General features: G+C 72.9%; 10 protein-coding genes. 8 read left to right on the top strand and 2 right to left on the bottom strand.

Annotation, left to right across the window (positions count from 1 at the left end; translation table 11 throughout):
* Window positions 1-60 precede the first annotated feature (60 nt).
* A complete protein-coding gene (locus AB0K10_RS07450) occupies window positions 61-1212 on the top strand; it encodes an FAD-dependent oxidoreductase (RefSeq protein ID WP_363680897.1) in 1152 nt (383 codons plus the stop codon).
* Window positions 1213-1217: 5 nt separating this feature from the next.
* Here AB0K10_RS07450 and AB0K10_RS07455 read toward each other — a convergent pair whose 3' ends face one another.
* The gene (locus tag AB0K10_RS07455) at window positions 1218-2477 is read right to left on the bottom strand and encodes an MFS transporter (protein WP_363680899.1); all 1260 of its coding nucleotides are present in this window, start codon (window positions 2475-2477) and stop codon (window positions 1218-1220) included.
* A 120-nt stretch (window positions 2478-2597) separates the two neighbouring features.
* On the opposite strand from AB0K10_RS07455, the gene AB0K10_RS07460 reads away from it, so the two are divergent.
* From AB0K10_RS07460 to AB0K10_RS07480, 5 genes are all read left to right on the top strand, one after another.
* Window positions 2598-4385: an HSP90 family protein gene (locus AB0K10_RS07460; RefSeq protein ID WP_363680901.1), complete on the top strand. Its 1788-nt coding sequence runs from the start codon at window positions 2598-2600 to the stop codon at window positions 4383-4385.
* Window positions 4386-4387: 2 nt separating this feature from the next.
* A complete protein-coding gene (locus AB0K10_RS07465; protein ID WP_363680903.1) occupies window positions 4388-7273 on the top strand; it encodes a hypothetical protein in 2886 nt (961 codons plus the stop codon).
* A gap of 115 nt (window positions 7274-7388) precedes the next feature.
* Window positions 7389-7988: a TetR/AcrR family transcriptional regulator gene (locus AB0K10_RS07470; RefSeq protein WP_007454080.1), complete on the top strand. Its 600-nt coding sequence runs from the start codon at window positions 7389-7391 to the stop codon at window positions 7986-7988.
* A 96-nt stretch (window positions 7989-8084) separates the two neighbouring features.
* Window positions 8085-9422 carry a biotin carboxylase N-terminal domain-containing protein gene (locus tag AB0K10_RS07475; RefSeq protein WP_363680905.1) on the top strand — a complete coding sequence of 446 codons (1338 nt, stop codon included), beginning with the start codon at window positions 8085-8087 and terminating at the stop codon, window positions 9420-9422.
* 499 nt (window positions 9423-9921) lie between these two features.
* Window positions 9922-10842, top strand: coding sequence for a hydroxymethylglutaryl-CoA lyase (locus tag AB0K10_RS07480; RefSeq protein ID WP_363680907.1), 921 nt, complete (start codon window positions 9922-9924; stop codon window positions 10840-10842).
* Window positions 10843-10896: 54 nt separating this feature from the next.
* Here the strand turns inward: AB0K10_RS07480 and AB0K10_RS07485 are convergent, their stop codons facing one another.
* Entirely contained in the window at window positions 10897-11469 is a 573-nt protein-coding gene (locus AB0K10_RS07485) for a snapalysin family zinc-dependent metalloprotease (protein WP_363680909.1), read from the bottom strand.
* 162 nt (window positions 11470-11631) lie between these two features.
* Here AB0K10_RS07485 and AB0K10_RS07490 point away from each other — a divergent pair, with 162 nt between their 5' ends.
* Both AB0K10_RS07490 and AB0K10_RS07495 read left to right on the top strand, forming a co-directional pair.
* Window positions 11632-13164, top strand: a complete 1533-nt coding sequence (locus tag AB0K10_RS07490; protein WP_363680911.1) for an acyl-CoA carboxylase subunit beta — start codon at window positions 11632-11634, stop codon at window positions 13162-13164.
* A gap of 76 nt (window positions 13165-13240) precedes the next feature.
* Complete coding sequence (locus tag AB0K10_RS07495) at window positions 13241-14389, top strand: acyl-CoA dehydrogenase family protein (RefSeq protein WP_363680913.1); 1149 nt, start codon at window positions 13241-13243, stop codon at window positions 14387-14389.
* The last annotated feature ends 61 nt before the right edge of the window (window positions 14390-14450 follow it).

Raw genomic sequence — 14450 nt, forward strand, 5'->3', positions numbered from 1 at the left:
CTAGCGTTGCCAACGAGCGTTTGCCAACATCTGTTGGCAACAGTCGTTCCGGAGGTGGCCGTGCTGCCCACGAATACCGACGTCCTGGTGGTGGGCGCCGGCCCCACCGGCCTCGCCACCGCACTGACGCTGGCCCGTCGCGGGGCCGACGTGACAGTGCTGGACCAGCAGGCCGAACCGCCGCAGACGTCCCGCGCGGCAGTCGTGCACGCGTACACCCTGGAGGTGCTGGACCGGATCGGCGTCGCGGCGCCGCTGGTGGCCCAGGGGGTGCGTGCGCCGCGTTTCACGGTCCGCGACCGGGACCGGACGCTGCTGTCGGTCCCGTTCCACCGACTGCCGTCCCGGTTCCCCTACGCGCTGCTGGTCTCCCAGGCGGTCACCGAGGCCGTGCTCGTCGCCCGGTTGGCCGACCTCGGCGTCCGGGTGCGGCGGCCGTGCCGCCTGACCGACCTGACCCCGACCGGCGACGGGGTGCTCGCGCGGGTCGACGGTGCGGAGCTGCGCGCCCGGTACGTGGTCGGCGCGGACGGCCTGCACAGCACGGTCCGGCGGGCGGCCGGCATCGGCTTCGCCGGCCCCGGCGACGAGGAGTCCTTCGTGCTCGCCGACGTGCGGGTGGACAGCGTGCTGCCCCGCGACGAGGCGGCGCTGTTCCTCGCCCGCCCCGGGCCCCTGGTCTGGGCACCACTGCCGGACGGGGTGGTCCGGCTGGTCGCCGCCGTGCCGACTGCGCCGCGTGAGCCGGACGCGGCGTACCTCCAGGCGCTCCTCGACGAGCGCGGCCCGGCGCGGCGACCCGACCGGGTGACCGACGTGCTCTGGGGATCCCGGTTCCTGGTGCGGCACCGGATCGCCGACACCTTCCGGTCCGGTCCGGTGCTGCTGGCCGGCGACGCCGGACACGTGCACAGCCCCGCCGGTGGGCAGGGCATGAACCTCGGCATCTGCGATGCCGTGGCCGTCGGTTCCGCCCTCGCCGACGTGCTCGGCGGTGGCCCGGAGACGCTGCTCGACGACTACAGCGCCCGACACCGCCCGATGGCCGAGGACGTGCTGAGCTTCGCCGCCGGGCTGACCCGGATGGCCACCGCCTCCCCGGCCCGCCGCCCGCTCCGCGACGGGCTGTTGCGGCTGGTCGGCGCCGTCCCACCGGCCCGTCGGCGGGTCGCGCTGCGCCTGTCCGGGTTGTCCCACCGGGAACCGAGCTGAGTCGTTCACCGCGACGAGTGCCGGGCCACTGCCGCATCGCTGGTCGGCACAGCGGCCGTCGGCACCGACGCGACCGGCCGAAGCGTCCGCCAGGCCACCAGCGTGACAAGCGCGAACGTGCCGGCCGCCGCGACCGCCACCGGTGCCGTCCCGTACGCGGCGGCGGCCAGCCCGGCGAGCGCCGCGCCGATCGGGGCGGTGAGCAGCCCGACCATGCGCTGTGCGGCACCCACCCGACCGAGCAACCCGCCCGGCACGTGCCGCTGCCCGTACGATGCCGACAGGCTGTTCCACACGACGGTGCCGGCGGCGAAGACGGCCAGCGCGATCCCGCCCGGCACCGGTTGCCGGGCCAACGCGAACCCGACAAGCGCGACGGTCTGCGCCGCGAGCACCGCCCGCAGCGCGGGCACCGTGCCCAGCCGGGCGGCGAGCCGCCCCGCCCCGAGCGCCCCGCCCACGCCGCCGAGAATGGCGCCCGCCGCGAACAGTCCGTATCCGGCCGGCGGCACCCGCAGCACGTCCAGCGCGTAGAGCACCAGCACCGCCATGAGGCCGCTGATCGCCAGGTTGCACGCGGCCGCCAACAGGGTGACCCGCCACAGTGTCCGGTGCCCGCGCAGCCAGCGCATCCCCTCGACGATCTCGCTCCACACCGAGCCGCGGCGGATCGCCGGCCCCGCGCTCCCGGCGGGCGGCCCAGCGAGGGCCAGCACGAGCAGGGCTGCCACCGCGAACGTGACGGCGTCCAGAGCGAACGGCAGGGCGGGAGCGGTGGCGAACAGGACGCCGGCGGCCGGCGCGCCGAGGAAACCGCCCGCCACCGCGCTTCCCGCCTGGAGCCGCCCGTTCGCTCGGGGCAGCGCGGCCGGCGGCACGACGGTGGGCAGCAGCGCGAACGAGGCCGAGTCGAAGAGGGTGCCCAGCGCGGCGAGGAGGAACGCGGCAGCCAGGAGCGTCACCACGGCCGCCCGGTCGAGGACGACCGTCACGGCCAGCGCCGCGACCACCGCCGCGCGTACCCCGTCGACCACTGCCATCGTCCGCCGCCGGTCCCAGCGGTCCGCGTACACGCCGCCGAGCAGACCGAAGAGCAGCGGGGGCAACTGGCCGGCCACGGTGACCGCCGCGATGATCCGGGGATCGTGGGTCACCGTCGCGGCCAGCAGGGCCAGAGCCGGCGTACGCAGAGCATCCCCGAACCTCGACGAGACGGCGGCGGTCCAGAGCAGCCGGAAGTCCCGGCCCAGAGCGGAGGAGGTCATGGCGCCGACCGTGCCGGTTCGACCGGGTCGAGGGTCAAGCCGCCGGGCGAAAGGGGGACGCGGGCAGTCGGTGATCATCGGTACGGTGGGCGCCGGCATCGGACCGGGGAGAACTCAGGCGTGGACCACACCTTCCAGGTCGACCTGCGTGGCGTGGTCGACCTGCTCAGTCATCACCTCTACGGCAGCCCACGGGTGTACGTCCGTGAACTGCTCCAGAACGCGGTGGACGCGATCACCGCCCGGCGTGCGACCGAGCCGGACGCGCCGGCGCTGGTTCGCATCGAGCCACCGGAGCTCACCGGCGACGGCACCCTGCGCGTGCACGACACCGGCATCGGCCTGACCGAGGCGCAGGTGCACGAGCTGTTGGCCACCATCGGGCGCAGCTCCAAGCGCGACGAGCTGGGCTTCTCCCGGCACGAGTTCCTCGGCCAGTTCGGCATCGGCCTGCTCTCCTGCTTCCTGGTGGCCGACGAGATCCAGGTGCTCACCCGCAACGGCGACAACCCCACGGTCCGGTGGACTGGGTACGCCGACGGCCGCTACGCAGTGAGCGTGGCACCGCCGGAGGCCGGCCGCGCCGAGCCGGGCACCACTGTCACGCTTGTGCCCCGCCGCGACGCCGACAAGTGGTTCGCCACCCCGACCGTCACCGACCTGGCGCGGCTCTTCGGCTCGCTGCTGCCGGTCACCGTCCGGGTCGGTGACACGGTCACCACCACCGGGGAACCGCCGTGGTCGACCGCGCCGGGGGCACCGCTCGACCGGGCGGCGTTGATCCGGTACGCCCGGGAGACGCTCGGCGTGGAACCGTTCGACGTGCTGCCCCTGGCAGTGCCGGAGGCCGGGCTCACCGGCGTCGCCGTCATCCTGCCCACGCCGGTGAACCCGGCGGCCCGGGCCGGGCACCGCGTCTACCTCAAGCGGATGCTGCTCACCGAGAACGCCGACGGTCTGCTGCCGGACTGGGCGTTCTTCGCGCACTGCGTGGTCGACGCGACCGAGCTCCGCCCGACGGCCAGCCGCGAGGCCCTCTACGAGGACACCCTGCTGACCGCGACCCGGGAGGCGCTCGGCGACCAGGTACGCGGCTGGCTGGTCCGGCTGGCGCGGCACGATCCGCACCGGCTGGCCGAGTTTCTCCAGGTGCACCACCTCGGCGTCAAGGCGCTTGCGCTGCACGACGACGAGATGCTCCGGCTGGTCGACAGGTGGTGGCCGATGGACACCAACGTCGGCACGCTCACCCTCGCCGAGTTCCGGGAACGCCACGGGGTGCTCCGCTACGCGGCCAGCCTCGACGAGTTCCGCCAACTCGCCGCGGTGGCCGCCGCGCAGGACCTGGCGGTGGTGAACGCCGGCTACACGTACGACACCGAGCTGATCGAGCGGCTGCCGGCGGTGGACCGGTCGGTGCTCATCGAACGGCTGGAGCCGAGCGATCTCACCACCCGGTTCGAGGCCCTCGACCCGCAGGTGGAGCTGGCGCTGCGGCCGTTCCTCACCGCCGCGCAGCGGGCCGTCGAACGCTCCGGCTGCGAGGTGGTCATCCGGGCGTACGACCCGGTCTCGCTGCCCGCGCTCTATCTGGTCAGCCGGTCGGCGGCGTTCAACGACCAGCTCGCCGCCAGCCGCGACCGGGCCGACGAGCTGTGGGGCGGAGTACTCGACGCGCTCGCCGCCACCGCCCCACCGGACCGCCCGCAACTGGTCCTCAACCATCGCAACCCACTGGTCCGGCGGGTCACGTCGCTCGGTGACCCGGAGCTGGTCGGGCTCGCCATCGAGGCGCTGTACGGGCAGGCGCTGCTGCTCGGCCACCATCCGATCCGCGCGGCCGACGCCGCGCTGTTGAACGATTCCTTCCTCGGCCTGCTCGGCCGGGCCGTGCCGGGACGGGAGTGACAATGAGCGACGAGGACCTGTGGCGGGTGCTGCGTGGCATCGCCGACATGCCGTACGGGGCGGGGCAGATCGCGGCGCTGGAGCAACTGCTGCGCCGGGTGGACGCCGCCGACGACAGGCACCTCGCCTTCGTCAGCCGGATGCAGGCCACCACCGGGTACGTCTACGGCGGCGAGCCGGCGAAGTCGTTCGTGACCTTCTCCTGGTGCCTGTCCGAGTTCGACCGCGACCCGCAGCCCTACCACCAGCGCCACCTGCACCAGTTGCTGTGGCACTTCAAGTACATGGTGTCGGGCCTGCTGAAGTTCCCCGAGGTGCCACTGGACCGCACGTACGCGGTGCTCGACGACATGGAGCGGCGTTACCGGGCCGGCGGGCACAGCCTGCAGACCGTCCACAAGCACCGCTTCCGGGTCGCCGACCACGTGGGCGACGCCGACGCCGCCGCGCACTGGTACCGGCTGTGGCAGACCACGCCCCGCGACGAGTTGTCCGACTGCGCCGGCTGTGATCCGACGAGCCAGGTGGGCTACCTCGCCGACACCGGGCGGGACGCCGAGGCGGTGGCGCTCGCCGAGCCGGTGCTCGCCGGCAGGCTGACCTGCACCGAGCAGCCGCAGGCGATCCTCACGGCGCTCCTGCTGCCCTATCTGCGTACCGGCCGGGGTTCCTCGGCGCGTGACGCGCACCGGGAGGCGTACCGCAAGCTGCGCGGCAACCTCGCGGACCTGTGGGACATCGGCGACCACATCGAGTTCTGCACGCTCACGGGCAACGAGGCGCGGGCGGTCGAGCTGGTGGAGCGGCACCTGGACTGGCTGGACCGGCCACCGTCGCCGGCCGCCGCCATGCACTTCGCGGCGACCGCCGCCGCCGCGCTGCGTCAGGCGGGTGCGGCGACCGTGTACCGCCGGGCCGCCGAAGGTCGGCCGGCCGCCGAGGTGCCCGCGCCGACCCTGGCCGACGAGTTGGCAGCCACCGCGACCGCGCTGGCCGCCCGCTTCGACGCCCGCAACGGCACCGCCAACCAGTCGGAGTGGATTGCCCGCCGGCTCGCCGTCCAGCCCAGTGGCGAGCACCTGCCGCTCTCCGCGAGCGTCCGCCGCCGTCCGGCCCGGCCGACCGGGGACGAGCCGACAGTTCCGCTGCCCGCGGGCACACGGGCGTCCGCCGACCGGCCGGGCCGGGATCGGGCCGAGGTGCCCACCGTGACCGTGCCCGCCGACGCGGACGCGGACGAGTTGCTGACCCTCGCCGAGGAGAGCTGGGGCCGACACGACCGGGCCACGTTCCAGGCGATGCTGGCCGCGTGCGACGAACGGTTCGGCACCGCCGAGCTGCCGACGCGGACGGTCGCGCACCGGCTGGCGTTGCGGGCCGCCGAGCGCGGCGACGAGGACGACATCGAGGGCGCGGTCGAGCTGAACCGGACGGCGCTGGACCTGTACCGCTCGGCGGGCGAGGAGGTGCCCGCCCAGGTGATCGCCGGGCGGCTCGGCGTGCTGCTGACCCGGGCCGACGAGCACGCCGAGGAAGGGCTCACGCTGGTCCGGGAGGCCGCCGAGGTGCTGGACCGGCTCGGGGACGCCCGCCAACGGGCCGCGGCGCACGACCGGCTGGCGTTGGCGCTGCTGCACCGGCAACGGTGGTCGGACGCCCTCGCGGCGCTGGACCGGGCGCCGGCCGACGCGGGTGGCGACAGGCACCTGGCGGCTCGGATCGCCCTGCACCGGGCACACCTCTTCGAGCAGTCCGACCGCGTCGACGAGGCCCGCGCCGCCGCCGAGGAGGCTCGCCGGATGGGCCGCGAGCTGGGCATCGACGAGTTGGTCACCGCGGCCTGCCTGGCCCGCGCGCGGATGATCGACGACCCGGCGGAGGCGGTGGCCGCCTGTGACGAGGCGCTGCGGGTCGCACCGGCGGACGCGGAGCTGCCGGTCCGGGTCGCGCGCGCCCGAGCGCTGCTCTCCGCCGGCCGGGCCGCCGACGCGGTCGACGACTTCGTCGAGGCGGTGACGCTGTGCGTGGAGCGCGGCGCCGAGGGGGACGCGTTCCTGCGCTGGGAGTTGGCGAACGCGTACCGGGTGGTGGGTCGCCTCGCCGAGGCGGCCGAGGTCGCCGAGGAGGCCGTGCTCGGCCTGGACCGGCTGGGCGCCCAGGCGGAGGCCGACCGCTGCCGGCACCTGCTGGCCGGTGTGTACGCGGGACTCGGCGAGATCGATCCGGCGCTGGCCCTGCTGGAGCAGTTGGCCACCAACCTGGACGGCCCGGACAACCTCCCGCACCGGGCCCAGGTGTTGGAGGAGGCCGGCGGGATCCTTTACGACGCCGACCGGGACGCCGTCGCCGCCGAGCGCTTCGCCGCCGCGGCCACGGCGTACCGGCTCGCCGACCTGCCGTTGGACGAACTGCGTGCCCGCCGGCGGGAGGCGTACGCACGGTTCTGGGCCGACGACCGGCCGGCGGCGGTACGTGCCGTCGAGCAGGTGGACGCGCTGGCGACGACGTTCGCCGGGCAGCCGGAGCCGGAGCCGCCTGTGACGTACGAGCTGGCGATGGCGGCCGAGGCCGGCGCGCGGGTGTTGGTCGGGGAGGAGCGGCCGGACGAGGCGCTGGACCGGCTCGCCGGGGTGCCGGACCGGCTGCGGTCGATCGAGGCGTTCGGTGAGGCGGCTCAGATCGAGGTCCTCGTCGGTGAGCTGCTGCTGCGCCTGGATCGACCGGCCGAGGCGGAGCCGCTGCTGCGCCGCGTACTCGGAGGGCTCCCGGCGGGTTCGCGGCCGGTTCGTCAGACGGCCTGGCTGTTGGCCCGCGCCCTGGACCTGCTGGATCGACCCACGGAGGCGGCCGCGCTGCGCGCGGAGCACGACCTCGACCCGGACGAGTGACCTCTGCGCCGGCCGGTCGGGTCCGCCCGGGAGGGTGCCGGCCGGCGGCATGGCGTGCGCGACCGAGCGGTAACCGGCGCCCCACCGCGGTCTGCTCGCGGTCTACGCTTGCCCGGTGACGGTGGAGCAGCAGGCACGGGGTGCGGCGGGTGCGGGCCGGCGCCGGTCCCGCAAGGACGAGATCCTGGAGATCGCGGTCGGTCTGTTCGCCGCCCGCGGCTACCACGGCGTGTCGATGGACGACATCGGTGCGGCGGCCGGGGTGACCGGCCCGGCGCTCTACCACCACTTCGCCGGCAAGGAGGCGATGCTGGCCGCCGCGCTGATCCCGGTCAGCGAGGGGCTGTTGGCCGGTGGGCGGGAACGTGCCGCCGGGCATCCGGACGACCCGCGCGGCGTGCTGGAGTCGCTGATCGACTTCCACGTCGAGTTCGCGCTGGCCAACCCGGCGGTGATCGCACTGCACCTGCACGAGCTCGACCGCCTGCCGGAGGAGCCACGACGACGGATCCGCCGCCTGCAGCGGATGTACGTCGAGGAGTGGGTGACGGTGCTCACCGCGCTGCACCCGGGCATGCCCGACGGCGAGGCGCGGGTGCTGGCGCACGCCGCGTTCGGCCTGATGAACTCGACACCGTTCCTCGGCGGCGAGGTGGACCGTCGCCGTCGCGCCGAGCTGCTGCGCGGCGCGACCCTGGCCGCGCTGCTCGCCTGAGCCCGGCCGCGCTGCTCGCCTGAGCCCCGGCTCGTCAGGGGCGGGCCGGTCATGGTTCCCTGGCATCGTCCCAACATCCGGACGCCGGGAGGAAACATGATCGAGTCACTGCTGGTCGCCAACCGCGGCGAGATCGCCCGCCGGGTCATCCGAACCGCCAAGCGGCTCGGCATCCGCGCGATCGCTGTGTACTCGGAGGCCGACGCCGACCTGCCCTTCGTCACCGAGGCGGACGAGGCAGTCCTCATCGGTCCGCCGAATCCGGCGCAGAGCTACCGCAACGTCGAGGCGATCCTTGCCGCCGCGAAGTCGACCGGCGCGCAGGCCATCCACCCCGGCTACGGCTTCCTGTCGGAGAACGCCGAGTTCGCCCGTACCGTCGAGGCGAGCGGGCTGATCTGGGTCGGGCCCGGCGCGGACGCGATCACCGCGATGGGCGACAAGATCAATGCCCGGAACCTGATGGCCGCGGCCGGGGTCCCTGTCGCGCCCGGCACGACCGACCCGGCCGCCGACCTGGACGCGGCGGTCGCCGCCGCCGCGGAGATCGGCTACCCGGTGATGGTCAAGGCCGCCGCCGGTGGCGGCGGCATGGGCATGGGCGTGGCCGTCGACGACGCAGCGCTGCGCATCGAGTACGACAAGGTGCGCGCGTTCGCCGAGCGGATGTTCGGCGACGGTTCGGTGTTGATCGAGCGGTACTTCCCCCGGGTACGCCACGTCGAGGTGCAGATCCTCGGCCTGGCCGACGGCCGGGTGGTGGCGCTCGGCGAGCGGGAGTGCTCGGTGCAGCGACGCAACCAGAAGCTGGTCGAGGAGTCGCCGTCCCCGGCGGTCTCGCCGGAGCTGCGCGCTCGCCTCCTGGCGGCGGCCGTGCGGGCCGGCGAGGCGGTCGGCTATCGCAATGCGGGCACTGTGGAGTGCCTGCTCAACCCCGAGACGAACGAGTTCTTCTTCCTGGAGATGAACACGCGGCTGCAGGTGGAGCACCCGGTGACCGAGTACGTCTACGGCATCGACCTGGTGGAGGAGCAGTTGCGGGTGGCCGCCGGCCTGGCCCCGACGTTCGACCCGGACGCGCTCGCGCCGAGCGGGCACGCCATCGAGCTGCGGATCAACGCCGAGGACCCGAAGCGCTTCCTGCCCGGTCCCGGCGTGATCAGGACCTGGGTGGAGCCGGCCGGTGCGGGCGTCCGGGTGGACTCCGGCTACGCCGAGGGCAACACAGTCACCCCGTTCTACGACAGCCTGCTGGCCAAGCTGATCCTCAGCGGCGACACCCGCGACGAGGCGATCGAACGCGCGAAGGCTGCTGTCGCCGAGTTCCAGATCGCGGGCCCGAAGAACAACCTGCCCTTCTTCGCGGAGCTGCTGGAGAACGACGAGTTCCTCGACGGCACCTACGACACCGGCATCGTCTCCCGCATGCGCTGACCCCCCACCCGCCCACTGCCTCGGCCCGGCGAGGCGAGGCGGGGCGGGGCCGGGGCGGGGTGGTCGATCCGCGGCCCGGTGCCGCCCGTTACAGGTGGTCGCGCAGGTTGCTCGGTGCGCCGCCATCCGGTTGCCGGCTGTGCCTGTTCGGCCCGACCCAGTAGTGCGATTCGCCCCTGCTCTGCCCGGGCAGCCCGAAGGTGGCGGTGTCCGGCCGCGGTGCACGGTACTGACTCTCCACCGAACCGCCGCCTCGGGCCTGGGCCGTCGGGAAGCGGCACCAACGTAGTCACCCTGTCGCCCGCAGTTCCATGGCACTGCCGGTGATGGCATCCGTCTGGCCTGATTCATCCCCCGAAGGGTGGTCGGGTGCTGCCCGGAAGGGCCACCTGAACGGGTGGCCGTCGCACCGCCTGTCCGTGCCGACGGTGGCGCTGGCAGCTACGCGGACCGATGTCGCTACCGTTGCCCCCAGCAGAGCAGACAGTGAGGTGACCCCATGACGGACCTGCCGAACTCCGTGTCGATCCGCGAGGTCGGGCCACGGGACGGGCTGCAGAACGAGGAGCCGATTCCCGTCGACGCCAAGGTGCGGCTGCTCGACGCGCTCTCCGGCACCGGCGTACGCCGGATCGAAGCGGTGTCCTTCGTGCACCCCAGGGCGATCCCGCAGATGGCCGACGCCGACGAGGTGTGGCAGCGCGCCAGGAAGGCCGACGGGGTGCGCTACTCGGCGCTGGTGCCGAACACCCGGGGCGCGCAGCGGGCACTGGCCGCCGGGTTCACCGAGATCGAGGTGGTGGTGTCGGCCAGCGACACGCACAACCGGCGCAACGTCAACCGTTCCACCGACGAGTCGCTGGACGACATCGCGGAGCTGATCGACCTCCTGCACGGTGCCTCCGCGCGGGTCGAGGTGATCGTGGCGACCAGCTTCGGCTGCCCGTACGAGGGGGACATCGACCCGAAGCGGGTCGCCGGCATCGTCGACCGCGTGGTCCGCGACGGCGCGGACCGGGTCGCGTTCGGCGACACGACAGGCATGGCGACTCCGCGTCGGGTCCGTGAGCTGCTGACCGCGGTACGCGACCGCAACGCGCACGTGCCGGTGCTGCTGCACTTCCACAACACCCGGGGTACGGCGCTGGCCAACCTGCTGACCGCGCTGGAGCTCGGGGTGACCGAGTTCGACGCCAGCGTCGGCGGCCTGGGCGGCTGCCCGTACGCCCCGGGGGCCAGCGGCAACCTCGCCACCGAGGAGGCCGTGCACATGCTGCACGACATGGGCATCGACACCGGCATCGACCTGGATGCCCTGATCGAGGTGGCCGAGCTGGCCGAGGAGCTGCTCGGCAAGAAGCTGCCGTCCGGGGTGCTGCGGGCGGGTCCGCGTACCCGCCTGACGCCGTTGCCGAGCTGAGGACGCGACGAAGGGGCCGGCGAACACGCCGGCCCCTTCCCTGTGTCAGGTCGGTCAGCTCACCGGGGTGAGCATGCTCGGCCAGCTGTCGCGGAAGATGTCCGCGCTGCGGGCGGAGCTGCGCTCGGTGGCGCTGAGCGTGCCGGCGAAGAGGTTGCTCACCCGGTTCGCCTCGGCGGTGCTCGGGTACGGGTTGGTGCAGCTGGTGCCGGCGCTGCCGCCGGACATCAACAGCGAGCAGTTCCCGTTGTAGTTGTCCGGCAGGCCGAGGATGTGCCCGATCTCGTGGGTCACGATCCGCAGCGGGCTGTACTGCGCCGCCTGCTGGGTGTCGATGTAGACCCGGCCGTTGCCGAGGCTGGTCCGTACGGCGTAGGAGCCGCCGCCGGTGATCTGGTAGATCCGCAGGTTGGAGCCGCAGTTCGCGGAGAGCGTCAGGTTGACTGTGGCGTTGTTCCAGATCGAGGCGGACTGGTTGGCGGTGCCGGCGTAGGCGCCTGCCTGGCTGGTGTTGTAGCAGATGGTCATCGCGGCGGACGCGGGCGCGGGGTTGGCGACCGTGACGCCGAGCGTGGCACCTGCCGTCGCGACAAGCGCGACGGTGAGCCGACCGAGTCGTGAGGTCATCGCTGACTCCTATCCGGGAGGGGGTGCCAGGAGCCTATCCACAGAGATTAATAGATTTCAATGTTTAATTTGCGGAAGCGTCGGTCGGTCGCGGGTCGCCGGGAGGCGCGCGAATGCGATAGCCTAACGATCGTTCAGGTCAGTACGGGCGAGGGAGTCGGCGTGACGCTCGACGGTGAGGCGCTGGAGCAACTGCGCAAGCGGGCCCGGTCCGGCGGCGCGGACAAGTACCACGCGGCCAACGAGGCCAAGGGCAAACTCTTCGCCCGCGAACGCGTCGCGCTGCTGGTCGACGAGGGTTCGTTCGTCGAGGACGGCCTTTACGCCAACGCGCTCGCCGACGGGTTGCCCGCCGACGGCGTGGTCACCGGCACCGCCACGATCGACGGCCGGCAGGTCTGCCTGATGGCCAACGACTCCACCGTCAAGGCCGGCAGCTGGGGCGCCCGCACCGTCGAGAAGATCATCCGGATCATCGAGCGGGCGTACGGCGCCGGCGTGCCGATGGTCTACCTGGTCGACTCCGCCGGTGCCCGGATCACCGACCAGGTCGACCTCTTCCCCGGCCGGCGGGGCGCCGGCAAGATCTTCTGGAACCAGGTCCGCGCCTCCGGCTCGATCCCGCAGGTCTGCGCGCTGTTCGGCCCGAGCGCCGCCGGTGGGGCGTACATTCCGGCGTTCTGCGACGTGGTGGCCATGGTCGACGGCAACGCCAGCATGTACCTCGGCTCGGACCGCATGGTCGAGATGGTCACCGGGGAGAAGACCACCCTGGAGGCGATGGGCGGGGCCAAGGTGCACACCGCCGAGTCCGGCGTCGGGCACTTCCTCTGCAAGACCGAGGCCGACGCGCTCGACGTGGTGAAGACCTACCTGTCGTACCTGCCGGCGAACTGGACCCAGGCGCCGCCGGCCGCGCCGGCGGTCGCCGCGCCCGCGAAGGCCGACCTGGCCGCGCTCGTGCCGGCCAGCGAGCGGCAGGCGTTCGACATGCGGCGGTACGTCAAGGGCCTGCTCGACGAGGGTTCCTTCTTCGAGATCCAGGCGCTGTGGGCCAAGGAGCTGACCATCGGGTTCGGTCGCCTCGACGGCCAGGTCGTCGGCGTGCTCGGCAACAACTCGATGTTCAAGGGCGGCGTGCTCTTCGTCGACTCGGCCGACAAGGCGACCCGGTTCGTGCAGCTCTGCGACGCGTTCAACGTGCCGCTGCTGTTCCTCAGCGACGTGCCCGGCTTCATGGTGGGCAGCGCGGTGGAGAAGCAGGGCATCATCCGGCACGGCGCCAAGATGATCACCGCGATCTCGGAGGCGACAGTCCCGAAGATCTGCGTGGTGGTCCGCAAGGCGTACGGCGCCGGTCTCTACGCGATGGCCGGTCCCGGGTTCGAGCCGGACGCCACCATCGCGCTGCCGACCGCGAAGATCGCCGTGATGGGCGCCGAGGCCGCCGTGAACGCCGTCTACGCCAACAAGATCGCCGCCATCGCCGACGCGGACGAGCGGGCAGCCTTCGTCGCCGCCAAGCGCGCCGAGTACGAGCAGGACATCGACGTCGTCCGGCTGGCCAGCGAACTGGTGGTGGACGCCATCGTCGAGCCGCACGACCTGCGCACCGAGCTGGTCCGTCGCTTCGCCGCCGCCCGTACCAAGGATCGGCACTTCTCCCGACGCCGGCACGGCGTCACCCCCGTCTGACCGTCGCCCCACCCCCCACAGCGATCCGCCCGCGGCGTCACGAGCGCCCGGGCGGCCGTCCACACAGGAGGATGAGATGGACTTCCGGCTCACCGAGGACCAAACGGCGCTGCGGGAGAGCGTGCGGGACTTCGCCCGCGAGGTGGTCGCCCCGGTCATCGCCGAGCACTACGAGCAGCACACCTTCCCGTACGAGGTGATCCGGCAGATGGGCAAGATGGGCCTGTTCGGCCTGCCCTTCGGCGAGGAGCACGGCGGGATGGGCGGCGACTACTTCGCGCTGTGCCTGGCCCTGGAGGAGCTGGCCCGGGTCGACTCGAGCGTCGCGATCACGCTGGAGGCGGCGGTCTCACTCGGCGCGATGCCGATCTACCGCTTCGGCACCGAGGAGCAGAAGGCCACGTGGCTGCCGAAGCTGCTCAGCGGGGAGGCCCTGGCCGGCTTCGGGCTCACCGAGCCGGGCACCGGCTCGGACGCCGCCGGCACCCAGACGCGCGCCGTGCTGGACGGCGACGAATGGGTGATCAACGGGTCGAAGGCGTTCATCACCAACTCGGGGACCGACATCACCGCCATGGTCACGGTCACCGCCGTGACCGGCACGAACGCGGACGGCTCCAAGGAGCTTTCGACGATCATCGTGCCCACCGGCACGCCCGGGTTCACCGTGGCTCCCGGCTACTCCAAGGTCGGGTGGACCGCCTCGGACACCCACGAGCTGACCTTCGACGACTGTCGGGTGCCCGCCGCCAACCTGCTCGGTGCCCGGGGCCGTGGTTTCGCGCAGTTCCTACGGATCCTCGACGAGGGCCGGATCGCGATCGCCGCACTGGCCGTCGGCCTCGCCCAGGGCTGCGTCGACGAGTCGATCAAGTACGCGCGGGAGCGGCACGCCTTCGGTCGGCCGATCGGCGCCAACCAGGCGATCCAGTTCAAGATCGCCGACATGGAGCTGAAGGCGCACACCGCCCGGCTGGCCTACTACGACGCCGCCGCGCGGATGCTGGCCGGTGAGCCGTTCAAGCGGCAGGCCGCCATCGCGAAGCTGCACGCCAGCACGATCGCCGTGGACAACGCCCGGGAGGCGACCCAGATCCACGGCGGCTACGGCTTCATGAACGAGTACCCGGTCGCCCGGTTCTGGCGGGACTCCAAGATCCTGGAGATCGGCGAGGGCACCAGCGAGGTGCAGCGCATGATCATCGCGCGCGACCTCGGCCTCTGACCGACCCGCACCCCCGTCCCGGCATCCACGGAGGTAAGCCCTCGCAATCTTGGACAGTTTC

Source organism: Micromonospora sp. NPDC049274 (genome assembly GCF_040678875.1).
GTDB lineage: Bacteria > Actinomycetota > Actinomycetes > Mycobacteriales > Micromonosporaceae > Micromonospora.

Bases quoted from the DNA above. Each gene is read 5' to 3' on its own strand.
- AB0K10_RS07455 (WP_363680899.1), bottom strand. From the start codon at position 2,477: ATGACCTCCTCCGCTCTGGGCCGGGACTTCCGGCTGCTCTGGACCGCC.
- AB0K10_RS07480 (WP_363680907.1), top strand. From the start codon at position 9,922: ATGACGGACCTGCCGAACTCCGTGTCGATCCGCGAGGTCGGGCCACGG.
- AB0K10_RS07485 (WP_363680909.1), bottom strand. From the start codon at position 11,469: ATGACCTCACGACTCGGTCGGCTCACCGTCGCGCTTGTCGCGACGGCA.
- AB0K10_RS07465 (WP_363680903.1), top strand. From the start codon at position 4,388: ATGAGCGACGAGGACCTGTGGCGGGTGCTGCGTGGCATCGCCGACATG.
- AB0K10_RS07495 (WP_363680913.1), top strand. From the start codon at position 13,241: ATGGACTTCCGGCTCACCGAGGACCAAACGGCGCTGCGGGAGAGCGTG.
- AB0K10_RS07475 (WP_363680905.1), top strand. From the start codon at position 8,085: ATGATCGAGTCACTGCTGGTCGCCAACCGCGGCGAGATCGCCCGCCGG.